Below are 26,886 nucleotides of genomic sequence, written 5' to 3' on the forward strand. Positions count from 1 at the left end.
TACAACCTCAAATGGTTATAAGATTGCCAACCCTACCACAATAAAAAGTAAGATGTCGAAATTCAAATTTTTTCATTCCTTTATGTACTTCACAGCTTACAAAAACAAAATTCCGCCCCATGTAATCACGACAATAACGAGTGCAATAAACACAGCAGCAGATCCCTGATCCTTTGCTCTTCCAGATAATTCATGATGTTCTGTACCGATGCGATCAACTACTGCTTCAATCGCACTATTTAGTAATTCTGCAACTAACACCAATAATACCGAACCAATCATTAGAATGAGTTCAATTTTGTTGCTAGCTAGCCAAAAAGCAAGAGGAATTAAAAGACAAGCTAAACTTACCTCGTGGCGAAACGCAGCTTCGTTTTTAAATGCACTTTTTAGTCCTTTTAATGAATAACCTGTGGATTTAATTAAATGGGTTAAACCCGTTGTTTTTTCCAATTTTCTTTCCTTATTAAATACGTTGAGTGTGATGGTTATATTTGTGCCGCGTTAATACAACGCAAAACAATTACGTTTTATTTAGTTATAACCGTTTCGCTTCAATCACATCATCTAATTTTGCTAAACGCGCTAAGACTTTGCTTAATATTTGTACATTGTTTAACTCAATTTCCATATCAATGGTTGCAAGTTGTTTTTTGTTATCTGTACGGCTCGCTACCCCTGAAACACTGATTTTTTCATTGGCAAGCACGGTGGTAATATCACGCAACAAACCGTGGCGATCACTGGCGATAATACGAATACTAATACGGAAACCACTCGCATAATTATCTCCCCAAATGGATTCCACCACGCGCTCTGGGTGGCTTGCTTGCAATTCTAAAAATTGTTCGCAGTCGCTACGGTGAATAGAAATACCGCGTCCCATTGTGATGTAGCCCACGATGTCATCTCCGGGAATTGGCTGGCAACAGCGTGCAATGTGGTGCATTAAATTGCCCACACCTTCTACGATCACATAGCCCTTTGAGTCATTTTTTTGCGCAGAATTTACCGCACTTTTCTGTGTAACGTGGCGTAAAATCTGTTCATCGGTTTCTTGTGGCGTGGTTTTAATCAGTTTACTTTGCAAAAAGTTAATGAGCTGATTAAGGCGAATATCGCCCCCACCGATGCCAGCATATAAATCGTCTAAATTTTTGAGGTTGTAACGTGGTAAAGCATACTGTTCCACTTGCTTGAGCGCAATGCCTAAACGCGTAATTTCATTCTCCAGCATTTCTTTACCTGCTGGAATATTTTTATCGCGATCTAATTTCTTAAACCACGCTGCAATTTTGGCACGAGATTTACTCGTATTGGTGAAACCTAAATTCGGATTAAGCCAATCTCGGCTTGGGTTTGGCGTTTTTTGCGTGATGATTTCAATTTGATCGCCCATTTGCAGCTGATAAGTAAAGGGCACAATGCGTCCGCCCACTTTCGCGCCAATGCAACGATGCCCGATTTCACTATGAATGGCATAAGCAAAATCCAACGGCGTTGAGCCAGTTGGCAGGTCGATCACTTCGCCTTTTGGGGTAAACACATAAACCCGATCATCAAACACTTGGCTGCGTAACTCGGCAATCACTTCGCCAGAATCCGTAATATCATCTTGCCACGCTAATAATTTACGCAACCACGCAATTTTATCTTCATAGGCAGAACGCCCTGTTACGCCCTCTTTATATTTCCAGTGCGCCGCCACGCCAAGCTCCGCATCATCGTGCATTTGTTGGGTGCGAATTTGCACTTCCACGGGTTTACCGCCTTTGCCCAACACCACGGTATGAATGGATTGATAGCCGTTCGGTTTCGGGTTTGCCACATAATCATCAAATTCTTTCGGTAAATGTTTAAAGTGGGTATGCACAATTCCAAGGGCAGAATAACAATCTTGCAGCTTTTGGACGATCACACGCACCGCGCGAACATCATATAAATCACTAAATTCTAAGTGTTTTTTCTGCATTTTTCGCCAAATGCTATAAATATGTTTCGGGCGACCATACACTTCCACTTGGTCGATATTTTCTTGTAAATAGCGAGTGAGATCTGCCACAAAATCCGCAATATATTGCTCACGATCTAAACGGCGTTCTTTCAACAACTTGGCAATCATTCGATACTGTTCAGGGTGCAAATAGCGGAAGCAATAATCTTCCAGCTCCCATTTCAGCTGCCCAATGCCTAAACGATTGGCAAGAGGCGCATAAATATTGACACATTCTTTTGCTGCCAGCACTTTCTCTTCTTCCGAACAGCAATTTTCCGCATCACGCAAAAAGGCAATGCGTTCAGCCAGTTTGATAATCACGCAACGGAAATCATCCACCATCGCCAATAGCATACGGCGCACATTGTCCACTTGCAGGGAATTGGCAGAATGGCTCGCATTTAACTGGCGAATGTTATCCATTTCCAGCACGCCTTTCACCAGCTTGCTAATCGCTGTGCCAAAATCTTCGCTAATTTGCTCCAGCGCAACAATATTATGGCTCACCACGGGATAAATCATTGCCGTGATAAGGCTTTCACTATCCATATTCAGGCTGTGCAAAATTTCCACCATTTCCACCCCTGAAAATAGCGAACAATGCAACTGCGGATTTTCCACCGTGTTTTGGTGCTGCTGGATTTTATCTTGCGAATAATGCCAAGCCAGCACCAACTTCTCTGCCAGCTCAGAAGAAAGCCCTAAGCTTTCACTCCATTGCTCAATCACAAAATCTTTCGGGTTAAGTAGGTGTGAACCTCGAACAGCAACCATAACGCCTTCCTATTTATTATTTCCGTTCAAAGAGAGTAATGCTCTCCAAATGCCCCGTATTCGGGAACATATCGATCATTGCCACTTGGGTTAATTGATAGCCTGCTTGCAACAACATTTGTGCATCGCGCACGAGCGTTGCGGGATTACAAGACACATACAGCACTTTTTCTGCCTGTAACTGACACAAAAATGGCATTGCAAACGCCGCGCCCGTGCGTGGGGGATCGAGCAAAATTTTGCTAAATGCTTGGCTTGCCCATTGTTGTTCAGCAAAAGATTGTGCCAGATCGCCTTGATAAAATTGGACATTTTTACAACCATTTCGTTCCGCATTTTGTGTCGCTTTCTGCACCATTTCCGCCACGCCTTCTACGCCCACCACTTGCTTGGCTTGAGCGCTTATTGGCAAGGTGAAATTGCCCATTCCGCAGAACAAATCCAGTACCTGATCTTGATCAGTTAAGTCGAGCCAATTCAATGCGGTATCAATCATCACCTGATTGAGTTGCGGATTAATCTGAATAAAATCACGTACATCAAAATGTAGCCGTTGCCGATTGTTCAATTCATAATAAGGGCTTTCACCATAAAGTTGCTGAATTTGCTCATCATCTTGCACAAACAGCATTAAATGTTCTTTTTGGGCAAATTCAATTAACAAAGTGCGGTCTTTTTCTGCCAAATTTTTTTGATGACGTAACAATAATGCCACACCGTTATCCGCGCGTACCAGCTCAAGATGCCCTAAATTTTTCGGGTTAGACCACTGTTGTAAAAGTGCGGTGATTTTTGGCAACAAATTATCCAGAGGCTTTTCGATCACAAGGCAAGATTGCACAGGTTCAATATTTTGCGAATTTTTCTGCCGAAAACCAATGCGCAAACCGTGTTTTTTATCCCAATAAAGACTTAATCGTAAACGGCGACGATAATGCCATTGTTCTCCGACAATTCTTGGCATTAATGCGATAGGTTCGCCTTGCAGTTTGCTTAAACGTTGGAATAATGCTTGCTCCTTTATCTGACGCTGCATTTCCAATGGAATATGCTGGGTTTGACAACCGCCGCATTTTTCATAATAAACGCAGGCAGGCGATACACGTTGCGCACTGGCTTCCAACCATTTCTTCACCACCCCTTTGCCATATTGACGCTTTTCTTCCAACACCGCAACCAGCACCTTTTCATCGGGTAACGCATTTTCAATAAACCAGGTTTTCCCTTCAATTTTCGCCACGCCTAGCCCTTGATAATCCAAGCCTTGCACCTTAGCGGTAAAAGTGCGGTGGTTTTTTTCAACTTTTTTTGGGGTATAAAGTAATGCCATAGGTTATTTCTGATATAAAATATGTTGAGTAAATAATTCCCGACTTTTCAAAGGTTTACTGCCCAAATAAGGCTTCAAGGCAATGCGCGTAAAACGTTTTGCTGCTTGCAATACCGCTTGATCGCGAAATTCTCGCCGTTCAAATGCCAGCAATTCTCTGCCATAAAAAGTCAGATTATCTTTAATTAGGGAAGCAATAAAGCCTTTTTCCTCACGATAACGATAAGTCATATTTTCATCAACCGGCTCACCTGACCCTGCACAGTGGCAAAAGTCAATCCCATAGCCCATCGCAGTCAGTAATTGAAATTCAAAGGTACGCAGGCTTGGCTCAACAGAATGAGACACACTAGCCAACCCTGTAATACATTTTAAATAATCTTGGAAAATATCAGGATAAGGCGTTTCCACTGCTAATAAACGCATCAGGAGTTCATTGACATAAAAACCACTATAAAGTGCAGTAGGCTGCATAGGTAAGGTAAGCGAAGCGGCTTCAGCTTTGGTTAAAGTTTTCACCTCGCCTCGCCCAGTCCAGCGCAACAGCAAGGGGGTAAACGGCTGCAAAATGCTTTTCCACGCTGAACGTTTCGTTCTCGCGCCTTTCGCCATCACGGTTAAACGTCCTGTTTCTTCCGTAAACAAATCCACCAATAAGCTTGTTTCACTGTATGCCCTACGATGTAAAACAAAGCCCCGCTGCCAGTTTTCGATAACATTATCCTTAGCTAATCATTCGTTGAAGTGCGGATATTTTAACAGATTTTTTGCAAAATGAGGGGGAAAAGTGCGGTGGGATTTTTTTGTGTTTTTTAATAAAAATTTCATAAAAAAGCACCGCACTTTATGATTATCACAAGTACGGTGGCATTATAAGAGCGTTTTTCAATTACATTTTCTTTTTACTCATTGTATCCATCCAAACAGCAAGTAGTAAGATACCGCCTTTGACAATATATTGCCAGAATGTAGGGACATCTAGCATACTCATTCCATTATCTAACAGGGCGATAATGAATGCGCCAATGACGACCCCATAAACACTGCCGATACCGCCGGCTAAACTTGCCCCACCAATGACACAGGCCGCAATGGCATCAAGTTCTGCATTTTGTCCTGCGGAGGGCGCGCCTGCACCTAGACGAGCGCTTAAAATAAGCCCTGCAATTGCAACCATAAAGCCATTTAAAGAAAAAATAATTAATTTGACTTTCTCAACACTAATGCCTGACAATCGGGCAGCGTCAATATTCCCACCAATTGCATAAATATGACGGCCAAATGCGGTTTTTCTTGCCATAAACATTCCTATTACGGCTAACAATGCCAGTAATAAAACAGGGAATGGAATACCGCGGTAGTCATTTAATAGGTAAATGGCGCCCAAAATCGCTAAGGCAAATAACGCATATTTTAAGGTTTCTTGTGCGTTAGAAGGGACGGCTAAGTGTAAGTGCTTTCTTGCTTTTCTTTGGTAGATTCCCCAGCTTATAAAACCTAAAATCGCGATTGTACCAATCAAGAAGCCAGCGAGATCAGGCAAATAACCTTGTCCGATCATCGTCATCTCTGTGCTAATTGGGGAGACGGTTGTACCATTTGTTAAGCCAATTAAGATTCCTCGGAACGCTAACATTCCCGCTAAGGTAACAATAAATGAGGGGACTTTGCGATATGCAACCCACCAACCATTCCAAGCACCAAACAAAATGCCGAGCAAAATAGTGGTAATGATCGTTAAAGACAGAGGCCAATTCCACCAAACATTTGTAATGGCAGCAAAGCCTCCCAATAAGCCCATTAATGACCCCACTGAGAGATCAATTTCTGCGCAAATAATCACAAAAACCATTCCAATAGCGAGGATTCCTGTGATGGAAGTTTGACGCAATAAGTTAGAAATATTTCTTGCACTTAAATAGGCCCCATCGGTGGCGAATGAGAAAAATGCCATAATCACAATAATGGCAATGAGCATAATATAAACTTGTAGATTAATAGATTTTAGCTTAGACATAATTACTCCTTAAGTGCGGCTTCCATCACTTGTTCTTGCGTTAAATGATCGTTGATGAGATCGGCTTTGATTTGTCCTTGGTGCATCACTAAAACACGATCGCTAATGCCCAATACTTCAGGTAATTCAGAGGAAATGACGATAACCGCCACACCTTGTTGTGCTAATTGACTGATGAGTTTATAAATTTCATATTTCGCCCCAATATCAATGCCACGAGTAGGCTCATCTAAAATCAGAATTTTAGGATTGAGCAATAAGCATTTTGCTAAAATCGCTTTTTGTTGGTTTCCTCCACTTAAGCGACCAATTGCTAAATCAGGGCTAGCGGTTTTTACGGTTAGTTTCTCAATAGATTGCTGAATGATGGTTTCTTCTAGTGGTTCATTAATGATATTGCCGAGCATACAATATTTTTTTAATGAAGAAAGCGTAATGTTTTTTCCTACTCCCATAATGGGAATAATGCCGTGTTTTTTACGATCTTCTGGCACCATAACAATTTGCTGTGCAATGGCATCAGCACAATGGCGAATATGAATAGAATGGCCTTGTAAAAAAATTTTTCCTTGATATTTCCCTTGATATGAACCAAATAGGCATTGTGCCATTTCAGTACGACCTGAGCCAACTAATCCTGCAACGCCTAATATTTCTCCTTTATGCAGACGGAAACTGACATTATCAACACGTTTAATATGGCGATTAATCGGATGCCAAGCCGAAAGCTGTTCAACGCGTAACATTTCTTCTCCGATAGGACGCGCTTCATAAGGGTAAAGTGAGGTAATTTCACGACCGACCATCATAGTAATGATGTCATCTTCTGTCATCAAGGCAGCAGGTTGCGTACCAATATGCTCACCATCACGGATAATACAAATTTTGTCAGAAATCGCTTTTACTTCATTTAATTTATGAGAAATATAAATACAAGCAATATTATGGGCTTTAAGATCTTGAACTAAGTTAAGCAGTATCTCGGTTTCTTTTTCAGTTAAACAGGCACTGGGTTCATCAAGGACTAATAAACGAACTTGTTTATTTAATGCTTTTGCAATTTCCACTAATTGTTGTTGCCCTAAACCTAATTCAGCAACCTTAATATTCGGATCGATGTCTAACTGAACTTGTTGTAAAATGGTTTTACAGCGTAGATACATTTCATTATCGTCCGTAATACCTAATTTTGTTCTTTCATTACCTAAAAACATATTTTCCAAAATGGTCATATTTTTAACTAATGTCAGTTCTTGATGAATAATTGCAATGCCTTTTTCTTCCGTATCTTTAATAGTTTTAGCGATTAAAGGTTCATTAGAAAAATAAATTTCACCAGAATACTCACCATAAGGATAAATACCACATAACACCTTCATTAAGGTAGATTTACCAGAGCCATTCTCGCCACAAAGAGAAAGAATCTCTCCTTCATTCAGCTCAATAGAAATATGATTTAATGCAGTAACATCACCAAACTTTTTAGTAATATTTTTCATTGATAATAATGTTGGCATACTAGAACCTCCTGATAAAGTGCGGTCTTTTTTTACCGCACTTTTTATACCGCTTTATTTCGCAGAAGTGAGATTATTTTTCAATTTGTGCTTTACTGTGGAATCCATCTTTAATAATGGTTTCTTCAATATTTTCTTTTGTTACGGCAATTGGATCTAATAAATAAGCCGGAACGTCTTTTAAGCCATTATTTAATACGGCATTTGATTCTGGTGTTTCATTTTTGGCTAATTGCACGGCAATTTCAGCTGCTTTATCCGCTAATTTAGTAATCGGTTTATAAACTGTCATCGTTTGCGTACCTTGAACAATACGTTTAATTGCAGCAAGATCCGCATCTTGTCCTGAAATAGCCACTTTTCCTGCTAACCCTTGCGCACTCAAGGCTTGAATTGCTCCGCCTGCCGTTGCATCATTAGACGCGACTACGGCATCAATATTATTTTTATTTGCAGTCAAGGCATTTTCCATAATTTGCAGGGCTTTTTCGGCTAACCAAGAGTCCACCCATTGATCGCCTACAACCTTAATTTTTCCACTATCAATCAATGGTTGTAAGACTTTCATTTGTCCTTTACGGAATAATTTTGCATTATTATCAACAGGCGAACCTCCCATAAGGAAATAATTTCCTTCAGGTTTGACTTCAATAATACTTTTTGCTTGTAATTCACCCACTTTTTCATTATCAAAAGAAACATAAAAGTCTAAATCAGCATTATTAATAAGACGGTCATAAGCTAATACTTTAATGCCCTCACGTTTTGCTTCACCAATAATATTACCTAATACTTCCCCATTGAATGGAATAATTACTAAGACATCGACATTACGGTTAATCATATTTTCAATTTGTGATATTTGTGCTGTTGCATCGCCATTGGCAGATTGAACAAAAACTTTTGCCCCTAAACTTTCTGCTTTTTTCACAAAAATATCACGATCTTTTTGCCAACGCTCCAAGCGTAAATCATCAATGGACATACCTATGGTGAGATCTTTAGCGAGAATAGGATTGGTTAATAACGTTAAAGAAGCTGCAAGGGAAAGGAAAAGATGTTTGATTTTCATAATAGCACCTCATATTAGGTTAAATTAATGATAGTTGAGCGCAACAACTTATTCACTCAATCCCTAGTTTGCTGAGGTTAAATTAATAATTCAATTATCAGATTTATTAATCCTATTATGTTTTTTCTTTTTTGTGATGAAGTACACAATAATAAAAAAATCGTTATTTCTTATCAAAGAGATAACGATTTTTACTTATTTTACCTATTTAACTTATGCTTTATTTAATTTAGCAATACCAAATCCGGTGATCCCCCATAACATCGCAAATACGATACCACTCCAGCATAAAATTGCCCAAGGAAGATAAGATAGGGTCGCCACGCCAAGCGTTCCTGCCATATAAGCACCGGCTGCGGTCCAAGGTAAAATCGGCTCAATAATGGTTGCGGAATCTTCAGCCGTACGGCTTAAATTTTTTGGATGTAAGCCACGTTCTATATAAGCTTCGCGTAACATTTCGCCCGGAATTAAGATAGAAATTTGTCCATTACAAGTTACCCCAATCATCGTTAAACCACAAAGAATGGTGGTAAAAATTAAAGAGGCGGTTGAACGCACTAATTTTAATAAGTGTTTAATAATCACTTCTAAGGCACCGCTAAGAGATAAAATACCTGCAAATGAAAGCGCACAGAAACAGATCAATAATGTGCCCATCATTGAATTCATACCACCACGATTTAATAGGCGAGCTAAATCACTACTAACCTGAATATCATTAGGAATCATCGATACATTAAAACCATTCACTGCACTATTCACCACATCTGCTAAGGCAAACTTCTGAATAAAAATCGCATTGAGTATGGCAACAAAGGCAGACAGTAACATAACTGGAATGGTTGGTTTTTTGCTGATAGACCCCCATAAAATAATGGCAACAGGGATAAGTAATAAAATGACATTAAAGTGATAAACTTGTTCTAAACCTGATATCATTTCAACCACTTTTGCGGGTGTGGCGACATCGTGTAAATTACCAGACATACCGTAAAAAATATATACAATAGCGGCAACGATAAAAGAAGGTAACGTAGTATAAAGTAAGTGGGCAATATGCTCATATAAATCCACTCCCGCAGCGGCTGAGGCAATATTTGTGGTATCAGAAAGCGGAGAAAGTTTATCACCAAAATAAGCCCCAGCAACGACGGCACCGGCGGTTGCCGCAAGATTCGCATCTAGACCTATTGCCACTCCCATAAAGGCGACCCCGACTGTTCCTGCGGATCCCCAAGAGGTCCCCGTACAAACAGACACAATAGAGGTGAGTAATAAGGCAGTAATATATAAGAATTTAGGATCGATGACTTTTAAGCCATAATAAATCATCATTGGAATCGTTCCACCAGCAATCCACGTGCCAATTAACAGTCCCACTGTAATTAAAATTAAAAGTGCGGGCATTGTTTTGGCAATTTTTCCTGCAATTGCCCCGAGCATTTCATCATAACTATAGCCAAGATACTTCACTAATCCACCGGCAAAAACACAAGAAATGATCATTAATGGCTCAGGTGGTAAATCGAAAAAGGCATAACCTAATCCGAGTAAGATAAGCATGACCAAAATTGGTGATAATGCTTCCATTAAACTTGGTGTTCGATGTAATTTAGTTGTACTCATCGTTATTCCCCTTATGCTTGTTGTTTTAACCCATCTCGAAGTTGAATTAAAGCCTGTTGCAATAAAGCCCGTGGCATTGCAATATTCATTCGGAAAAATCCCATTCCTTCGATCCCAAAATCTGTTCCCCAAGCCAGCTCCAGTTGTGCAAGGTTGGTTATGCGATTTTTTAATGTTGCTTCATCTATCGCTAATTTTTGATAATTCACCCATAGCAAATAAGTTCCTTCAGTACAAACCACATCGAATTGTGGTATTTCTTGGGCAAAAAAATGTTTTACGAATTGTTTATTTTCAGCTATTTCATTTTTAATTTGTGTTATCCAGCTATCACATTGTTGATATGCCACCATAATAGCTGGAATAGAGAAATAATTAGGATTATGGATGCCAAGCTGCAATAAAGTGCGGTGTAATTTTTCTCTAATTTTACGATTATGAATTAACAGATTTGCAATTTCTAATCCCGGAATATTGAATGTTTTTGCTGGAGAGGTGCAAATCATAGAATGATTTTTCACATAAGGCGTAATGCCCGCAATAATTTGGTGTGCTTGTTGGGTAAAAGTAAAATCAGCGTGAACATCATCAGAAATAATAAAAACCTGATATTGTTCGGCTAATTGTGCAATTTTTTGTAATTCTTCAAATGTCCACACTCTCCCTGTTGGATTATGAGGGGAAAGTAAAATAAATGTTTTAGCTTGCTTAAAGCAGTCTTCCAATTTTGGAAAATCAATATGATAACCATTATTTTTATAGACTAAAGGACAGGTTAGTAGCTCACGTTGGTTATCGGTTATGATATTGGTAATAGGGGAATAAGATGGCGTGAATAAGCAAATTTTATCAGCCGGTTGTGTGAATTCCCGTAAATAAATGGCAATGCCCTGAATAATTCTGGGACAAAATACAATCTCATTTTTATCAACGGGATAATGGTAATGGCGTTTAATATAGTTTGCGACCACGTCAAAATAATTTTCAGGTAATAATGTATAACCATAAATTCCCGTTTTATTTGCTTTATCAAGTGCTTCAATCAATGCTTGAGGGGCAGGTAAATCCATATCAGCCACGGACATTGAAATATAGTTTTCGCCTCGATAATTATGCCACTTCGCACTATATTGTTCGATGCGTTCAGCTATTTGTTTTTTATAGGCTTTATGTGTCATATTCTTCTCCTTGTTTTAGAATTAGAAATACCAAGCTGATTACATAGCAAATTTAAACGCACTAAACGCATTTTTATTTTCTCCTAAGGTTAATTTAAAGTTTGTTTCTTTGTTTTACTATTCAGAAAATTAATATTGCTATTATGTTTTTTCTTTTTTGTGATCTTCTGCACAATAAAGAATAATCTTAATGAATAAATAAAATAACGTAATTGCTCCCTTTGCTTTTTTAGTGAATGATGCGAATGAACTTAATGCAATAAGGAGAAAGAACGATGACAAACTATTTTGATAAAATTGATAAAATCCGTTATGAAGGGATAAACTCAACCAATCCCTTGGCATTTCGTTATTATGATGCCAATCAAGTCATTTTAGGCAAAACAATGGCTGAGCATTTGCGTTTAGCAGTTTGTTATTGGCATACCTTCTGTTGGAATGGTAATGATATGTTTGGTGCTGGCTCGCTTGATCGTCATTGGCAAAAAAATAGTGATCCGCTTGCTGGGGCAAAACAGAAAGCGGATATTGCGTTTGAATTTTTTACTAAATTAGGTATTCCTTACTATTGTTTCCATGATGTTGATATTGCGCCAGAAGGAAACTCCTTTAAAGAATATTTATATAATTTCCATACCCTTGTAGATGTTCTGACTCAAAAACAAGCAGATACAGGCATAAAATTATTATGGGGAACAGCGAATTGCTTTACTAACCCACGTTATATGGCGGGGGCTTCGACCAATCCAAATCCAGAAGTCTTTGCTTGGGCCGCCGCACAAGTTGTCAATGCAATGAATGCAACCCAAAAATTAGGTGGTGAAAACTACGTATTATGGGGCGGTCGAGAGGGCTATGAAACCTTACTTAATACCGATCTAAAACGGGAACGTGAGCAAATAGGACGTTTTATGCAAATGGTTGTTGATCACAAGCATAAAATTGGTTTTAAAGGCACATTATTGATTGAACCAAAACCGCAAGAACCAACCAAACATCAATATGATTATGATGTTGCAACGGTTTATGGATTCTTAAAACAATTTGGTTTAGAAAATGAAATCAAAGTGAATATTGAAGCGAACCACGCCACACTTGCCGGCCATACATTCCAACATGAAATTGCAAGCGCTTATGCTTTAGGTATTTTTGGATCTATTGATGCAAACCGCGGTGATCCTCAACTTGGCTGGGATACCGACCAATTCCCAAATAGTGTTGAAGAAAATACATTAATTATGTATGAAATCTTGAAAAATGGTGGCTTTACTACAGGGGGATTTAATTTTGATGCCAAAATTCGCCGCCAAAGTTGCGATCCTTATGATTTATTTTATGGGCATATTGGTGCTATTGACGTACTTGCTTTATCACTCAAACGCGCAGCTAAAATGCTTGAAGAACAGCAATTAGAAAAAATTGTTGCGCAGCGTTATGCAGGTTGGGAAGGTCAATTAGGACAGGAAATTCTCTCTGGTCAAGCCTCTTTAGCAAGCCTTGCTGAACTTGTTGAACGCCAAAATCTAAATCCTCAACCAATTTCAGGTCAGCAAGAATATTTAGAGAATTTGGTTAATCGTTATATTTATGACTAATATTAAGGATTAAGAAACGCGAATAATAAGGCTTGTAGGATATATAGCAATCTGCAAGCCTTTGTCCTATCAAAAGGAGTGATTATGTATATTGGTATTGATCTCGGCACCTCTGGAGTAAAAGTTGTATTACTTGATGAACAACAGCGTATTCTCGCCACCACACATCATCCTTTATCTGTTTCTCGCCCACATTCACTGTGGTCTGAACAAGATCCTGAAACTTGGTGGCAAGCAACAGAGCACGCAATGCTTAACTTAGCACAACAATATCCGCTGAATGATGTTAAAGCCATTGGTTTAACCGGGCAAATGCACGGTGCAACATTACTTGATAAGCAAGATCAAATTCTTCGCCCAGCTATTTTATGGAATGATGGGCGTAGTGCAAATGAATGTCAGGAATTAGAACAAAGCGTTCCCGAATCTCGTCAAATTACTGGCAATTTGATGATGCCGGGGTTTACCGCGCCTAAATTAAAATGGGTAAAAAAGAATGAGCCTGCATTATTTGCCAAAATTAACAAAGTATTATTGCCAAAAGATTATCTCCGTTTAAGAATGACGGGGGAATATGCCTCTGATATGTCAGATGCCTCAGGAACAATGTGGCTTGATGTTGCACAACGCCAATGGAGTGAGCCTCTTCTCAATGCTTGCGAACTCAGTATTGAACAAATGCCGAGATTATTTGAGGGCAATCAAATTACAGGCTATTTACGTCAAGATATTGCTCAACAATGGGGAATGAAATCCGTTCCTGTTGTGGCAGGTGGTGGCGATAATGCAGCAGGTGCAATAGGAATAGGGCTGTATCAAGCTGGGCAAGCAATGTTGTCATTAGGAACATCAGGGGTTTATTTTGTAGTAACGGATCAATTCAGCGCCAATCCACAAAAAGCCGTGCATAGTTTCTGTCACGCCCTCCCTGAACGTTGGCATCTGATGTCGGTGATTTTAAGCGCCGCTTCTGCGATTGATTGGGTAAAAAATATTACGGGAATTCGCGATATCGCACAACTCTTCAACCAAATAGAGCACTGTAAAACCCCTTCCGATACGCTTTTTTTACCTTATCTTTCTGGTGAACGTACGCCGCATAACGATCCTTATGCCACAGGAGTATTCTGGGGACTCAACCACAATGATGATGCGATTACTATGGCGAGAGCAGTGCTTGAAGGCGTTAGTTTCGCCCTTGCTGATGGTATTGATGTTTTACACGAAACAGGCGCAGAAGCAACGAGTATAAGTCTTATTGGCGGGGGAGCCAAAAGTGCCTATTGGCGACAATTATTAGCAGATATTACGGGGAAAGTATTTGAATATCGCACAGGAGGAGATGTTGGACCAGCTCTTGGGGCTGCCAAATTAGCCCAAATTGCATTAAATCCAACGCAACCGCTTGCTGACTATTGTAAGCCACTCCCGCTTGAAAATATCTATCAACCAAATAGTCAAATTTATCAGCAATATCAACAAAAACGAGAAAAATATCATCAACTTTATCAACGATTAAAAGGGCTTTAAGTCAGTAAAATCAAGTGCGGTGTAAAAATGGGCTAAATTTATACCGCACTTCAAATGAAAACAAACGGTTTAATTTTTTCTAAATTTCGTTATGCTATTCATCAAATGGAGATAGGTAGGAACGGAAATATGCAACATACAGGAAAGTTTTATCGTATCGCACTACTTTTTAATGCTAATAAAGTTTATGATCGCCAAGTTGTCGCAGGTGTCGGTCAATATTTACAGGCCTCTCAATGCACGTGGGATATTTTTATGGAAGATGATTTTGTTTACCATAAAGAAACCATCCAACGCCTTTCCATTGACGGAATTATTGCTGACTTTGATGATCCAGAAACCGCCGAATTACTGAAAAATATAGATGTTCCCCTTGTCGCCGTGGGCGGTTCTTACCAAAATCCTGATTTTTATCCACATTTCCCTTATGTTGCTACCGATAATTACGCATTAATTGAAACCGCTTTTTTACATCTCAAACAAAAAGGATTAAATCACTTTGCTTTCTATGGCTTACCCACAGAAAATCAGCAAAAACATTGGGCGATTGAACGGGAAAATGCGTTTATTCACTTAATGCAAAAATACGCTTATCCTATCCGCCTTTATCAAGGCGAACAAACCAATTCACAAAATTGGCGCACAGCACAAGAAAAGTTAATTCAATGGATTCAATCACTTCCACAACATACGGGGATTATTGCGGTTACCGATGCAAGGGCAAGGCATCTGTTACAAGCCTGTGAAACAGCAAGAATGGCAGTGCCTGATCAATATTGTGTAATTGGTATAGATAATGAAGAAATTATACAATATCTCTCTCGCATTTCACTGTCATCCGTCTCTCAAGGCACAAAACAAATTGGTTATCAAGCAGCAAAACTATTACACCATCAACTGAATCACCTGCCTGTTAGTAATAAACCCCTACTTATTCCCCCATTAGGCGTTGAAGAACGCAATTCTACTGACTACCTTTCTTTATGTGATCCTCTCGTTATACAAGCGATGCATTATATTCGACAACGTGCGTGTCAAGGGATAAAGGTTGAGCAAGTACTAGATCATTTAAGAGTTTCGCGTAGTAATTTAGAACTCCGTTTTAAAGCGGAAATGAATAAAACCATTCATCAAATTATTCATCAAGAAAAAATGAAAAGAGCCATTCATTTACTACGATTTTCTGATATTGCAATTACTGAGATTGCCGAAGTATGCGGTTACCCCTCCTTGCAATATTTTTATTCCGTATTTAAAAAAGAACAGGGCAATACGCCCAAAGCATTTCGGGCATATTGGCAAAATAAATAACAGCATAATGAATTAAAAATACCGTGCTTTAATCTACTTTAATCAGGAGAAATAATGCTGTTGCTCCTGAGATTACTCACCATCACCGTCAAATTCCCTGTTTCTTTCATAGATAAATCCCTCAACAAAAAAGTGCGGTGGGATTTTTTTGTTTTTCGCTTGAATTTACAATCTCACTGCAACAAATAAAAAAGTATTCATAAGGAAATCGACGATAATTTGTTTGAGACAACAAAATTACTAATGAGAAGTGATGAACACCTACAAACATCTTACCCTTTATGAACGCGAAAAGATAATGGTTTTCGGAAACTCCGCCTCACGCATTAGGCAAAACAATCACCCAGATTGCTCAGCGATTACAGCGACATAAATCGACCATTTCACGAGAATTGAAGCGCTGTCAGGGCGAATATGCGGCATTATCGGCGCAACAACACTATCAACAACAACGGATAGAATGCAAACCCAAGTGAAAATTAGCCGACCCGAAATTGTTTGATTTTGTTAAGCAAAAATTCTTGCAAGAGAATTGGTCGCCAGAGCAAATTGCCTCTCGGTTGAAATATGAACAAAGTGTGCTTTCTATTAGCTTTGTCGGCATTTACCGAGGAATTTATGCCGGGTGGTTTGATGAGAAAGGGTTATCGCACGGGGCAAGAGGGACTATTCGGAAACTCCGTCATCGCGGGAAAAGGCGGCATACCAATGACTATGTGGAAAAACGCGGGAAAATCCCTATTAGTTATCATTTAACCGAACGACCAAGCGAAGCCGAAACTCGAAGCCGTTTAGGTGATTGGGAAGCAGATACAGTGTTGGGCGCGGCAGGCAAAGCTTGTTCATTGACTTTGACGGATAGAAAAAGCCGTTTTTCCATCATCAGAAAATTGCCTGCAAAGCGAGCAGAAAGCGTTGCTAAGGCAATGAGTGAAGCCTTGCACAATGAGCCTTTAGAGAGCATTACTCTAGATAGAGGGAAAGAATTTGCAAAACATCAGCAGGTAACGGAAAGACTTCAGGTTGAATTTTACTTTCTATTGCCCCACCAACCTTGGCAAAGAGAAACAAATGAAAACACGAACGGTTTACTAAGGGAGTATTTTCCGAAAGGTCAAGACATTACGCCCTTTTCGGAGGCACAAATACAAGCCGTGGTCGATAAATTAAATCACCGACCACGCAAATGTTTAAACTGGAAAACCCCTTATGAAGTTTATTTTGATAAAATATTGCAGTTAGTTTGACAATTTACGCTATAAAAATAGTTCAGAACCTTCATGCCATAAATCAATAACAATCCGCACGTGAAACGTGCGGTTTTGAGGCTACCCTATAAGGGCTTTTACTTCACACATCCCTCAAGGGATGTGTAAAAAGACCGATAACCGTGTTTAGAGATCCCCTTAAAGGGGTCCACATATTCTTTCGTACTTAAATTATCTTGTACCATATCTTCTTTTTCTTGGTTACGTATATATTCCTCTACCACCTTGGCATTTAAGCCCACGGTACTTACATAATAGCCTTTTGCTCAAAAGTGTCTATTGCCATATTTATATTTTAGATTTGTATATTTTTCAAAAATCATCAATGATGATTTTTCTTTCAAATATCCCATAAAACGTGAAACTGTTAATTTCGGTTGGTATTTTTACAGGCATATGGATATGATCTTTCATTGCATGAGCTTCTACAATTTCTACGCCTTTATAATCACATAAACGCCTTAAAATACGCCTTATATCTGTTCTTAGCTTACCGAAAATAGCTTTCCGTCTGTATTTAGGTATAAATACTAGGTGATACTTACCGTTCCACTTTGCGTGTGATAAACTTGAATCGTCATTCGCTTTATTTGCTATGAGCTATCCTCCTATATGTTGAATTTTGGTTGTCAGCCTTGTTCATTATATAGTGAGGATTTTTCTTTTCATCGCTTAAGCTCTTTAACACCATACGCATAGCGTATGGTTTTTATAGCCACCCTTTGGCTGGCTATAAATAAAAAAGCACTGATGTAATCCAGTGCTTTTTATGTTGTTTGGCTTTAGAACGTTACCGCACTTTTAAGTTTTTTCAGTGCATTGGTTTCAAGCTGGCGAACACGTTCAGCGGAAATATTATATTTCGTAGCTAAATCTTGTAGCGTTGCTTTATTTTCATCTAACCAACGTGCTTTGATAATATCTTGGCTACGTTCATCTAAACCTTCAAGCGCTGCGGCAACCTGATCTGCAGCTTGAGTTTCGTAATTTTCATTTTCTAATTCTGCGGCAAAATTTGAGTTTCTGTCCTCAAGATAAAGCGCTGGAGCATAACTTTCATCATCGTCATCATTAGAAAGATCAAAGCCAACGTCCGCTCCTGTCATACGGCTTTCCATTTCAATGACATCTTGTTTTGATACGCCTAGTTCCTCGGCCACCATATCCACTTCATTATCATTGAACCAACCTAAGCGTTGTTTAGTTTTGCGTAGGTTAAAGAATAATTTACGTTGTGCTTTCGTCGTTGCCACTTTGACGATACGCCAGTTACGTAGTACATATTCGTGAATTTCTGCTTTAATCCAATGTACAGCAAAGGAAACAAGGCGAACGCCCACTTCAGGGTTAAAGCGTTTTACCGCTTTCATTAAGCCAATGTTACCTTCTTGAATTAAATCCGCTTGTGGCAATCCATAACCAGAATAACCACGCGCAACGTGGATCACAAAGCGAAGATGAGACAAAATCAATTTTTTGGCTGCCTCAAGATCTTCTTTATAATACAAACGTTCCGCTAATTCCTTTTCTTCCTCTGCAGTTAGCATAGGATATTCGTTTGCAGCACGGATATAGCCTTCTAAGCTACCTTGAGGAACTAACATTAGAGCTTGTGTATCTTTGTTCATCATATTCCTTCTTATTTTATGCCCACAATGTGGGTCTATTTATAACATAATTTATTATAAGGTCAATCGATTATAACGATTAATTTATCCTTTTCTTGTAAATTTAGACTATTGTGAGATCAGAAAGTTCATTTCTTTTGATTAAATTTTTACGCAATAAAATAAATCTATTTTAGTCAATTGCAAAGCTAGGGAATTTGCTTTGTTATGATTAATCTAAGTGTTGCCACAATGAGAAATCCGATGCACAAGCTGGCAACGATGAACATCGTTAAACCTAAATGTTGTAGGGCAAGGCTGAGGTTCTCACCTTTGCCGTAAAGGCGAATGCCTACTCCAGCCATTGAGGCTAAGCCAAATGAAAATGCCCAATAAGTGAGACGGAATTGTTTGCCGATCCAAGGCAGTAGGCGAATTAAAAATAATAATTGTAGCAAGCCGTATCCGATCAAACTTTTCACTATCCAATCAATATGACCGCCATTTAAGGCAAGATAGGCTGAACAGCAAACAAAAGCAGGCGCAAGTTGGATACCAATCGTTGGGCGAATTGCTGTTGGCAATTCAGTTAAATTGCGTAAACGTTGTTGCACGGCGGGTTCAAGCATAATCCACGCAATCACTCCTGCACCGAAAAATAACATTCCTAATTCTGAATAACCTAATAAGCCTAATGCCGTTGCACTGACGAAATTTGCTGCAACGGTTGGCAAATATAGCACGGGGGTCGTGGCATCTTGTGGATGAATACCACGCCATAATCCACCGTAACGGTAGGTAGAAAATGCAAGTTGTGCCACAATGCCAAGCCCAACTAAATATTGTGCCAATCCTTTACTATAAGGTGATAATCCCATCGCGATTAATAAAAGTGTAGGGGCTGTCCTAGATAACGACTAAAAACTCTATTTAGGTTAGAATGAACCAATGAGAAAAAGTCGTCTAAGTCAGCATAAACAAAATAAACTCATTGAGCTATTTGTCGCAGGGATTACAGCAAGGACTGCTGCGGAGTTGGTCAATGTAAACAAAACAACAGCAGCATACTACTTTCATCGTTTACGCCTGCTCATCTATCAAAATAGCCTACACTTAGAAATGTTTGAAGGTGAAATTGAAGCCGATGAAAGTTATTTTGGTAGTGCCCGCACAGGTAAACGTGGTCGTGGCGCGGCAGGGAAAATCGCGGTATTCGGGCTCCTTAAACGCAATGGCAAGGTTTATACCGTTGCGGTTCCGAATACTCAATCAGCCACCTTGTTACCTATTATTCGAGAGAAAGTAAAGCCTGATAGTATTGTTTACACCGATACTTATCGTAGTTATGATGTGCTTGATGTGAGTGAATTTAGCCATTTTCGCAAATTTAATGGTATTCCTAAAGCCCATTTTGAGCTTTATTTAAAGGAATGCGAATGGCGTTTTAATTACAGTGACATAAAAACTCAAATTTCCATTTTAAAACAACTAGTTAAAGGAAGTTTAGTCTAGTTATCTAGGACAGCCCCAAAGTGTAATTGGGATCAGGCTGACGAAACAGCCTAAAATTGGGTGATGCAATTCGGCTTTAGCTTGGGTGGGATAGCGTATCCATTTATACACATAAATCGAAAATAGTATCCCCCAAAGCAAGGCTGCAAAGCCGATCAAGGTTTCTGCGATAAGCGTTGGCACAGCCAACACATTAGCACTATAACGCCACGCCAAACCGAGTGCAGAAATGCCCAATACAATGCTGAAATAGTTTACCCCAATAGGAAAAGGCTTGGCTTTCGACATTATTTTCCCTCTGCTATTTCAGGTACAAGGCGGTATTCTTTTCCTTCTGTTATCACAGCAAACAATAAATCAATATTGGGATGTTTGCCGGGGAATTGTTTCGCATCTGCAGTATGTTCAGCGAAAAGTTGTAAGCCTTTCTCTGCGCAAGTGCGGTCTAATTTTCCGTTAAATTCTTGCGCAAGGGCATTATATACGCGTAATGAGCCAAGTTTGCCAGCAATGGCAGGAATGTGATGAAGTGGTGTTTCACCGTCAAATACGCTTAAGCCCGAAAGGTGATCGATAGTAGGTAACGTTTCTAAAATTGTTTTGAAATCCATTTTGTTTCCTTTTTAGTTAAATGAGAATAATGATTAATGTTGCGATGAAATAAATTGTTCGCTGTCAATTTCGCCTTTCGCACCGACAAAACGAACTTCAGGTTGTAAATACACCGCAAATTTTTCTGCCACAGTTTGACGAATATGATGGGCAAGGTTCGCCACATCTTTACCACTTGCTTGTGCTTTATTAATCAGTACCAACGCTTGATTTTGATGCACTGCCGCACCACCAAGTTGATAGCCTTTTAAGCCACATTGATCAATCAGCCAACCGGCGGCTAACTTCACCGTGCCATCTGGCTGCGGATAGTTCGGTATCTCGGGGTATTGGTGTTTTAATTGTGCAAAAAGTGCGCTGGAAATAACGGGATTTTTGAAAAAACTTCCTGCGTTGCCGAATTCTTGTGGATTAGGCAACTTCGCACGGCGTACCGTACAGACTTCATTGAAAATGTCTTCGGCTTTTACCGTGGCAGGATCAAAACGCGAAAGGGTGCCATAACTTAATACAGGCTGCCAATCTTTAGCTAATTTTAATCCGACTGCAACAATCATATACCCCTCTTTATATTGATGTTTGAAGAGGCTTTCACGGTAGCCAAATTGACATTCAGCCTTGTTTAAACGGAAGATTTCGCCTGTATTAAGGTTAAGTACCTCTACATAATCGCACAGATCTTTAAATTCTACCCCGTAAGCACCGATATTCTGGATTGGGGCGGAGCCGACACAGCCGGGGATTAATGCCAAATTTTCCAAACCATAAATACCTTGTTCCAAGCTCCATTGAACCAGCTCGTGCCAATTTTCGCCCCCTTGGACGTGAAGATAATGAAAGTGCTCATCTTGGTGATGTTCAATGCCTTTTAATGCATTTATCAGTACGATTCCGTTAAAATCTTCCACAAATAACACATTGCTACCTTGCCCAAGAAAAAGCACGGGAAGCTGTTGCTGTTGGGCTTCTTGCCAAAGAGGGAGGATTTGTTCAAGTGCGGTGATTTTTTTTACCATTTTTGCTTGCGCATTTATTCCAAGTGTATGAAATGGTTGAAGATTTTCCATTTTATTCCTTAACGTCTATAATTTATTTGGCAGTGTCATTTTCACTTCTGTACCGCCTTCAGGGCGATTATTGATGCTTAGTATAGCATTGAGTTGGGCGCTGCGTTCATTCATTATATTTAAACCGTAATGCCCAGCTGGTTCATCGAGGCTAGGAATACCCACGCCATTATCGCGCACCAACAGCTCATATTCTCCGTCTTCATTGGTGTGAGCAACCACTTCAATTTCTGTACCTTGAGAATGTTTAATCGCATTTAATGCTGCCTCGCGGACAATTTGCAAGGCGTGTACGAGCTGTTGCGCGTTGAAAGTGTGAGACGGCAAACTACATTCCACGCGCATTTTCATTGTTGTTTGATTGCGTAAAGAGTCAATCACTTGTTCAAGTGCAAGCTGTAAATTTGCTTCTTGCACTGTTAAACGGAAGGTGGCAAGCAATTCGCGCAGTTGAACATAACCATCATTTAAGGCTTGTTCAAAATCACGAATAATTGTCAGGCTTTTTTCTTTATTTTGCTCGCCATCCTTGTTCAGATTGTGCTTTAGCAAGGTGAGTTGAATTTGTAAATACGCCAGCACTTGTGCCAATGAATCGTGTAATTCTCGTGCAATAATTGACCGTTCTTCCATTAATAAAAGCTGTTGTTGCTGACGTTGCGTATAGTGGAAATACAGTGAACGGCTCAACATTTGTGAGACATTTTGCATTGTGCGTAAATCAGGGCAGGGTAATCCTGCTTGCCAAGATAGTAGCCCAAGTTTATCCCCTTCAACACAAAGTTCCATTTGTTGTGTCGAGAGTGGGGCTTCTTTCTCACCAAGCTGGATATTCCAATGTTCTGCGCCATATACCAGTAATTCAATATAGCGTAAATGTTCATTGACTTTTATTTGTTTTAAGACTTGCTTGAGTAACGTAGGATCGATATTATTCGTGGTAACTAATTGAGAACATTGGTAAAGCATTGAAAGAGAGCGGTTAGCTTGGCTCAATTTTTGCGTTTTTTCATTGACCTTTTCTTCCAGCCCTGCATACAGCTTTTTCAAATCACTCGCCATTTGGGTAAAAACTAAAGCAAGTCGTCCGATTTCATCATTATTATTACTATCTAGTGGAATGTGGTTGAATTGCCCAATTTGCACTTGGGTACTTGCTAAGGCTAATTTTTCCAACGGTTTTACCATTTGTTTTTTGGTAAACCACACCACATAAGACACCATTGCGACAATAGAAAGCATTGCAAAAAGAATGCAATATACTGCAAGATAAAGTTTTTTCTCAGCAAAATGTTGTAAATCTTCAACAAATTGGTTCACTTCAGCAACGTAGTTTGCTACTTCTTTTTGATAGGAAGGATAATTCATTTGTTTGGCATAATTCTCCATTTCCTTCCAACGTACAATCAGATGTTGATAAGCCTGCTTAATATCATTGGGCATAAAAAACTGATGGTTAATATCCGTTAAGGTAGAGGAATGTAAGGTGGAACGGTATTGAAGTAAATTTTTTGACACTAACTCAGGTGCATGTTCCATTTCGTATAAAATACGATAACTTTGCATTCGTAATGAACCGGATATATTGATTAATTCGGCATCAGATTTATTACTTAGCATAATAATTAAACTTAATACACTAATCACCGTTGCAAAAATAATAATAAGTAGCAAGTAATTAGCAATTTTGGTGGCAACAGAGTGTTTTCTTATTTTCACGAATTTTTAGTATCAAATATAATTCTAATCTTTCAGCATTTTAACAAAAAAATTCTTTTTTCATAGAAATGTTAGTCAATGAGTTAAAGAAAGTAATTTATCGCCTTATCTGATACTGGAATAATTTTGATCTAAAACAATAAATTAGTTTTTAATCGGATAAATACTTAATTTAGGTTATTAAAAATAGACCAATCCCTCAAGAGAATAGTAAGCCTAGTAAAAGTTATTTGAGTCGTGGTCAATATCACCATTTAAATAAAATTGAGTGAACCTACTAGCGCTCAATATATGATATATCCACAGGAATAAAAATGTTAAATAAACACTCGACTATCCCAATGGATAAAGCGGAAGATTGGCACGTTTGTGGCGTGATTGTTCAATGTAATCCGCAAAAAATTGAAAAAATTAAGACCGCACTTTTAGCTGTACCTTATACCGAAGTGCCTGCCGAAGATGTTGAAAAAGGCAAGTTGGTGGCGGTGATGCAATCGCACGATCAACATCTTTTGCTCGAGCAAATGGAGCAAGCGCGCAATATTGATGGCGTGATTACCGTATCTTTAGTCTATCATCAACAAGATGAAGGCAATGATGAATAATTAATCATACTCGTGGGGGAAATGAGATGAATTTAAGTCGCCGAGACTTTATGAAAACCAATGCAGCCGTTGCCGCTGCGGCGGTTGCTGGATTAACCATTCCAGTAAAAAATGTGGAAGCCACACAGGATAACAGTATCAAATGGGACAAGGGTGTTTGCCGTTTCTGTGGTACAGGCTGTGGAGTATTAATTGGTACGCAAAATGGACGTGTTGTGGCATCACAAGGGGATCCTGATGCGGAAGTAAACCGTGGATTAAACTGTATCAAAGGTTACTTCTTACCAAAAATTATGTATGGAAAAGACCGTTTAACTCAGCCAATGTTACGTATGAAAGACGGCAAATATGATAAAAATGGTGATTTCACGCCAGTAACTTGGGATACTGCTTTCAAAACGATGAAAGAAAAATTCTTGGCGGCAATGAAAGAACGTGGACCGAATGGAGTGGGAATGTTCACCTCTGGGCAAAGCACCATTTTTGAAGGTTACGCGAAAGCCAAACTTTGGAAAGCCGGTTTCCGTTCTAATAATATTGATCCAAATGCGCGTCATTGTATGGCTTCTGCGGCGGTTGCATTTTTGCGTACCTTTGGTATTGATGAGCCGATGGGTTGCTATAACGATATTGAAGAAGCGGAAGCTTTCGTGTTATGGGGTTCAAATATGGCAGAAATGCACCCAATTTTATGGTCGCGTATTTCTGATCGCCGTTTATCTAATCCTGATGTTAAAGTGGCCGTGCTTTCTACCTTTGAGCATCGTAGTTTTGAACTTGCCGATAATGGAATGGTTTTCACACCACAATCAGATTTAGTGATCTTGAACTACATCATTAATTATTTAATTCAAAATGATGCCATTAATTGGGATTTCGTTAATAAACATACTAAATTTAAACGTGGTGAAACCGATATTGGTTATGGCTTGCGTGATAGCGATCCGCGCCAGAAAGCAGCAAAAAATGCTAATAGCGGTAAAATGTATGACAGTAACTTTGAAGAACTCAAAGCCCTTGTGTCTGAATATACCCTTGATAAAGCACACGAAATGTCAGGCGTACCAAAAGAGCAACTTGAAAGTTTGGCGCAGCTTTATGCCGATCCAAAACGCAAAATTGTTTCGTTCTGGACAATGGGCTTTAACCAACATACGCGTGGTGTGTGGGCAAACCACTTGATTTATAACATTCACTTATTAACTGGGAAAATCTCCATTCCGGGCTGTGGACCATTCTCATTAACCGGTCAGCCATCTGCTTGTGGTACCGCGCGTGAAGTAGGTACCTTTATCCACCGCTTACCCGCTGATATGGTGGTAACAAAACCTGAACATCGTGCTAAAGCAGAGAAAACGTGGAAAATTCCAGCAGGTGTGATCACCGATAAACTAGGCTATCACGCTGTGGCACAAAGCCGTGCATTAAAAGATGGCAAAATGCGTGTGTTATGGCAAATGTGTACTAACAATATGCAAGGTGGCCCAAATATCAATCAAGAAACTTTCCCGGGTTGGCGTAATCCTGAAAACTTTATCGTGGTTTCCGATCCCTATCCAACAGTCTCCGCATTAGCTGCAGATTTAATGTTACCAACCGCAATGTGGGTAGAAAAAGAAGGGGCTTACGGTAATGCCGAACGCCGCACACAAGTATGGCGTCAGCAAGTGAAAGCACCGGGTGAAGCAAAATCTGACTTATGGCAATTAGTAGAATTTTCAAAATACTTCACAACGGATGAAGTCTGGCCCGCTGACATTTTAGATGCAAATCCAGAATTTAAAGGCAAAACATTATATGAGGTGTTATACCGTAACGGTAATGTAGATAAATATTCTAATGCAGAGCTAAATGATCGCCTAAATGATGAAGCTTATGATTTTGGTTTCTACATTCAAAAAGGATTATTTGAAGAATATGCCTCTTTCGGTCGTGGACATGGGCATGATTTAGCAGATTATGATCTCTATCATAAAGCGCGTGGTTTACGTTGGCCTGTGGTTGATGGCAAAGAAACATTGTGGCGTTATCGTGAAGGCTATGATCCTTATGTCAAAGCTGGTGAAGGCGTAGCATTCTATGGTCAGCCTGACAAACGTGCCGTGATCTTAGCGGTTCCTTATGAGCCACCAGCGGAAGTGCCTGATGAAGAATATGATTTATGGTTATCTACGGGGCGTGTATTAGAACATTGGCATACTGGCACAATGACTCGCCGTGTTCCTGAATTACACCGTTCATTCCCGAATAACGTCGTTTGGATGCACCCAAATGATGCGAAAAAACGGGGATTACGTCACGGTGATAAGATCAAAGTGTCTTCACGTCGCGGTGAAATTATTTCTTATGTGGATACCCGTGGACGTAATAAATGTCCTGAAGGCTTAGTCTTTACCACTTTCTTTGATGCAGGTCAGCTTGCTAATAAACTTACGTTAGATGCAACCGATCCTATTTCTAAAGAAACGGACTTCAAAAAATGTGCCGTTAAAGTGGAAAAAGCTTAAAAAAATAACCGCACTTTGATATAGCTAAAGTGCGGTGAAA

At 39.5% G+C, this 26,886-nt stretch carries 20 protein-coding genes and 3 pseudogenes; 7 read left to right on the plus strand and 16 right to left on the minus strand.

Annotated elements, in window-relative coordinates:
• Window positions 1–96 precede the first annotated feature (96 nt).
• The 9 genes from L5B83_RS03870 to L5B83_RS03910 all read right to left on the minus strand — a co-directional run bounded on the left by L5B83_RS03870 (window position 97) and on the right by L5B83_RS03910 (window position 11,513).
• A complete protein-coding gene (locus tag L5B83_RS03870) occupies window positions 97–453 on the minus strand; it encodes a diacylglycerol kinase (protein ID WP_265777640.1) in 357 nt (118 codons plus the stop codon).
• An 85-nt stretch (window positions 454–538) separates the two neighbouring features.
• The gene (gene relA, locus L5B83_RS03875; protein WP_265777641.1) at window positions 539–2,770 is read right to left on the minus strand and encodes a GTP diphosphokinase; all 2,232 of its coding nucleotides are present in this window, start codon (window positions 2,768–2,770) and stop codon (window positions 539–541) included.
• 16 nt (window positions 2,771–2,786) lie between these two features.
• Window positions 2,787–4,100 carry a 23S rRNA (uracil(1939)-C(5))-methyltransferase RlmD gene (gene rlmD / locus L5B83_RS03880; RefSeq protein WP_265777642.1) on the minus strand — a complete coding sequence of 438 codons (1,314 nt, stop codon included), beginning with the start codon at window positions 4,098–4,100 and terminating at the stop codon, window positions 2,787–2,789.
• Window positions 4,101–4,103: 3 nt separating this feature from the next.
• Window positions 4,104–4,814 (minus strand): DNA repair protein RecO, encoded by a 711-nt coding sequence (recO, locus tag L5B83_RS03885; protein ID WP_265762983.1) that lies wholly within the window; start codon window positions 4,812–4,814, stop codon window positions 4,104–4,106.
• Between the two features lie 175 nt (window positions 4,815–4,989).
• Window positions 4,990–6,117 (minus strand): sugar ABC transporter permease, encoded by a 1,128-nt coding sequence (locus L5B83_RS03890; protein ID WP_265777643.1) that lies wholly within the window; start codon window positions 6,115–6,117, stop codon window positions 4,990–4,992.
• A 2-nt stretch (window positions 6,118–6,119) separates the two neighbouring features.
• Window positions 6,120–7,634, minus strand: coding sequence for a D-xylose ABC transporter ATP-binding protein (gene xylG / locus L5B83_RS03895; RefSeq protein WP_265762934.1), 1,515 nt, complete (start codon window positions 7,632–7,634; stop codon window positions 6,120–6,122).
• A gap of 73 nt (window positions 7,635–7,707) precedes the next feature.
• Window positions 7,708–8,706 carry a D-xylose ABC transporter substrate-binding protein gene (xylF, locus tag L5B83_RS03900; RefSeq protein ID WP_265777644.1) on the minus strand — a complete coding sequence of 333 codons (999 nt, stop codon included), beginning with the start codon at window positions 8,704–8,706 and terminating at the stop codon, window positions 7,708–7,710.
• Window positions 8,707–8,919: 213 nt separating this feature from the next.
• Entirely contained in the window at window positions 8,920–10,335 is a 1,416-nt protein-coding gene (nhaC, locus tag L5B83_RS03905) for a Na+/H+ antiporter NhaC (protein WP_250351103.1), read from the minus strand.
• A gap of 11 nt (window positions 10,336–10,346) precedes the next feature.
• A complete protein-coding gene (locus L5B83_RS03910) occupies window positions 10,347–11,513 on the minus strand; it encodes a MalY/PatB family protein (protein ID WP_250363722.1) in 1,167 nt (388 codons plus the stop codon).
• A 275-nt stretch (window positions 11,514–11,788) separates the two neighbouring features.
• Here L5B83_RS03910 and xylA point away from each other — a divergent pair, with 275 nt between their 5' ends.
• The 4 genes and pseudogenes from xylA to L5B83_RS03930 all read left to right on the plus strand — a co-directional run bounded on the left by xylA (window position 11,789) and on the right by L5B83_RS03930 (window position 17,196).
• On the plus strand, window positions 11,789–13,108 hold the full coding sequence (xylA, locus tag L5B83_RS03915; protein ID WP_265777645.1) for a xylose isomerase: 1,320 nt from the start codon (window positions 11,789–11,791) through the stop codon (window positions 13,106–13,108).
• 84 nt (window positions 13,109–13,192) lie between these two features.
• Complete coding sequence (gene xylB / locus L5B83_RS03920; protein WP_265777646.1) at window positions 13,193–14,638, plus strand: xylulokinase; 1,446 nt, start codon at window positions 13,193–13,195, stop codon at window positions 14,636–14,638.
• Between the two features lie 129 nt (window positions 14,639–14,767).
• A complete protein-coding gene (locus L5B83_RS03925; protein ID WP_250363725.1) occupies window positions 14,768–15,949 on the plus strand; it encodes a XylR family transcriptional regulator in 1,182 nt (393 codons plus the stop codon).
• Between the two features lie 250 nt (window positions 15,950–16,199).
• Window positions 16,200–17,196, plus strand: a pseudogene (locus L5B83_RS03930) (IS30 family transposase).
• A gap of 98 nt (window positions 17,197–17,294) precedes the next feature.
• On the opposite strand, the pseudogene tnpA reads toward L5B83_RS03930, so the two are convergent.
• From tnpA to L5B83_RS03945, 3 genes and pseudogenes are all read right to left on the minus strand, one after another.
• Window positions 17,295–17,814 (minus strand): annotated as a pseudogene (gene tnpA, locus L5B83_RS03935) (IS200/IS605 family transposase).
• A 185-nt stretch (window positions 17,815–17,999) separates the two neighbouring features.
• Window positions 18,000–18,845: an RNA polymerase sigma factor RpoH gene (rpoH, locus tag L5B83_RS03940; RefSeq protein ID WP_265778370.1), complete on the minus strand. Its 846-nt coding sequence runs from the start codon at window positions 18,843–18,845 to the stop codon at window positions 18,000–18,002.
• A 188-nt stretch (window positions 18,846–19,033) separates the two neighbouring features.
• A pseudogene (locus L5B83_RS03945) lies at window positions 19,034–19,720 on the minus strand (dicarboxylate transporter/tellurite-resistance protein TehA); the annotation flags it as partial.
• A 52-nt stretch (window positions 19,721–19,772) separates the two neighbouring features.
• On the opposite strand from L5B83_RS03945, the gene L5B83_RS03950 reads away from it, so the two are divergent.
• Window positions 19,773–20,336 carry an IS1595 family transposase gene (locus tag L5B83_RS03950; protein ID WP_265777648.1) on the plus strand — a complete coding sequence of 188 codons (564 nt, stop codon included), beginning with the start codon at window positions 19,773–19,775 and terminating at the stop codon, window positions 20,334–20,336.
• On the opposite strand, the gene L5B83_RS03955 is transcribed toward L5B83_RS03950, so the two are convergent.
• Genes L5B83_RS03955 through narQ form a run of 4 tightly spaced genes read right to left on the minus strand, consistent with a single transcriptional unit; the run spans window position 20,337 to window position 23,734 of the window.
• Window positions 20,337–20,624, minus strand: coding sequence for a hypothetical protein (locus L5B83_RS03955; RefSeq protein WP_265777649.1), 288 nt, complete (start codon window positions 20,622–20,624; stop codon window positions 20,337–20,339).
• Window positions 20,624–20,947, minus strand: a complete 324-nt coding sequence (locus tag L5B83_RS03960; protein WP_265777650.1) for a DUF2322 family protein — start codon at window positions 20,945–20,947, stop codon at window positions 20,624–20,626. The genes L5B83_RS03955 and L5B83_RS03960 overlap by 1 nt, the downstream gene beginning before the upstream one ends.
• A 33-nt stretch (window positions 20,948–20,980) precedes the next feature.
• Window positions 20,981–22,015, minus strand: coding sequence for a UDP-N-acetylmuramate dehydrogenase (gene murB / locus L5B83_RS03965; protein WP_265777651.1), 1,035 nt, complete (start codon window positions 22,013–22,015; stop codon window positions 20,981–20,983).
• Window positions 22,016–22,030: 15 nt separating this feature from the next.
• Entirely contained in the window at window positions 22,031–23,734 is a 1,704-nt protein-coding gene (narQ, locus tag L5B83_RS03970) for a nitrate/nitrite two-component system sensor histidine kinase NarQ (protein WP_265777652.1), read from the minus strand.
• 314 nt (window positions 23,735–24,048) lie between these two features.
• Here narQ and L5B83_RS03975 point away from each other — a divergent pair, with 314 nt between their 5' ends.
• Window positions 24,049–24,339, plus strand: coding sequence for a chaperone NapD (locus tag L5B83_RS03975; RefSeq protein WP_265777653.1), 291 nt, complete (start codon window positions 24,049–24,051; stop codon window positions 24,337–24,339).
• A 26-nt stretch (window positions 24,340–24,365) separates the two neighbouring features.
• Window positions 24,366–26,846 (plus strand): nitrate reductase catalytic subunit NapA, encoded by a 2,481-nt coding sequence (napA, locus tag L5B83_RS03980; RefSeq protein ID WP_250351411.1) that lies wholly within the window; start codon window positions 24,366–24,368, stop codon window positions 26,844–26,846.
• Window positions 26,847–26,886 lie beyond the last annotated feature (40 nt).

This window comes from Avibacterium sp. 21-599 (assembly GCF_026226765.1).
Taxonomy (GTDB): Bacteria; Pseudomonadota; Gammaproteobacteria; order Enterobacterales; family Pasteurellaceae; genus Avibacterium.

Bases quoted from the DNA above. Each gene is read 5' to 3' on its own strand.
- relA (WP_265777641.1), bottom strand. From the start codon at position 2,770: ATGGTTGCTGTTCGAGGTTCACACCTACTTAACCCGAAAGATTTTGTG.
- rlmD (WP_265777642.1), bottom strand. From the start codon at position 4,100: ATGGCATTACTTTATACCCCAAAAAAAGTTGAAAAAAACCACCGCACT.
- L5B83_RS03890 (WP_265777643.1), bottom strand. From the start codon at position 6,117: ATGTCTAAGCTAAAATCTATTAATCTACAAGTTTATATTATGCTCATT.
- xylG (WP_265762934.1), bottom strand. From the start codon at position 7,634: ATGCCAACATTATTATCAATGAAAAATATTACTAAAAAGTTTGGTGAT.
- xylF (WP_265777644.1), bottom strand. From the start codon at position 8,706: ATGAAAATCAAACATCTTTTCCTTTCCCTTGCAGCTTCTTTAACGTTA.
- nhaC (WP_250351103.1), bottom strand. From the start codon at position 10,335: ATGAGTACAACTAAATTACATCGAACACCAAGTTTAATGGAAGCATTA.
- L5B83_RS03910 (WP_250363722.1), bottom strand. From the start codon at position 11,513: ATGACACATAAAGCCTATAAAAAACAAATAGCTGAACGCATCGAACAA.
- xylA (WP_265777645.1), top strand. From the start codon at position 11,789: ATGACAAACTATTTTGATAAAATTGATAAAATCCGTTATGAAGGGATA.
- xylB (WP_265777646.1), top strand. From the start codon at position 13,193: ATGTATATTGGTATTGATCTCGGCACCTCTGGAGTAAAAGTTGTATTA.
- L5B83_RS03925 (WP_250363725.1), top strand. From the start codon at position 14,768: ATGCAACATACAGGAAAGTTTTATCGTATCGCACTACTTTTTAATGCT.
- rpoH (WP_265778370.1), bottom strand. From the start codon at position 18,845: ATGAACAAAGATACACAAGCTCTAATGTTAGTTCCTCAAGGTAGCTTA.
- L5B83_RS03950 (WP_265777648.1), top strand. From the start codon at position 19,773: ATGAGAAAAAGTCGTCTAAGTCAGCATAAACAAAATAAACTCATTGAG.
- L5B83_RS03955 (WP_265777649.1), bottom strand. From the start codon at position 20,624: ATGTCGAAAGCCAAGCCTTTTCCTATTGGGGTAAACTATTTCAGCATT.
- L5B83_RS03960 (WP_265777650.1), bottom strand. From the start codon at position 20,947: ATGGATTTCAAAACAATTTTAGAAACGTTACCTACTATCGATCACCTT.
- murB (WP_265777651.1), bottom strand. From the start codon at position 22,015: ATGGAAAATCTTCAACCATTTCATACACTTGGAATAAATGCGCAAGCA.
- L5B83_RS03975 (WP_265777653.1), top strand. From the start codon at position 24,049: ATGTTAAATAAACACTCGACTATCCCAATGGATAAAGCGGAAGATTGG.
- napA (WP_250351411.1), top strand. From the start codon at position 24,366: ATGAATTTAAGTCGCCGAGACTTTATGAAAACCAATGCAGCCGTTGCC.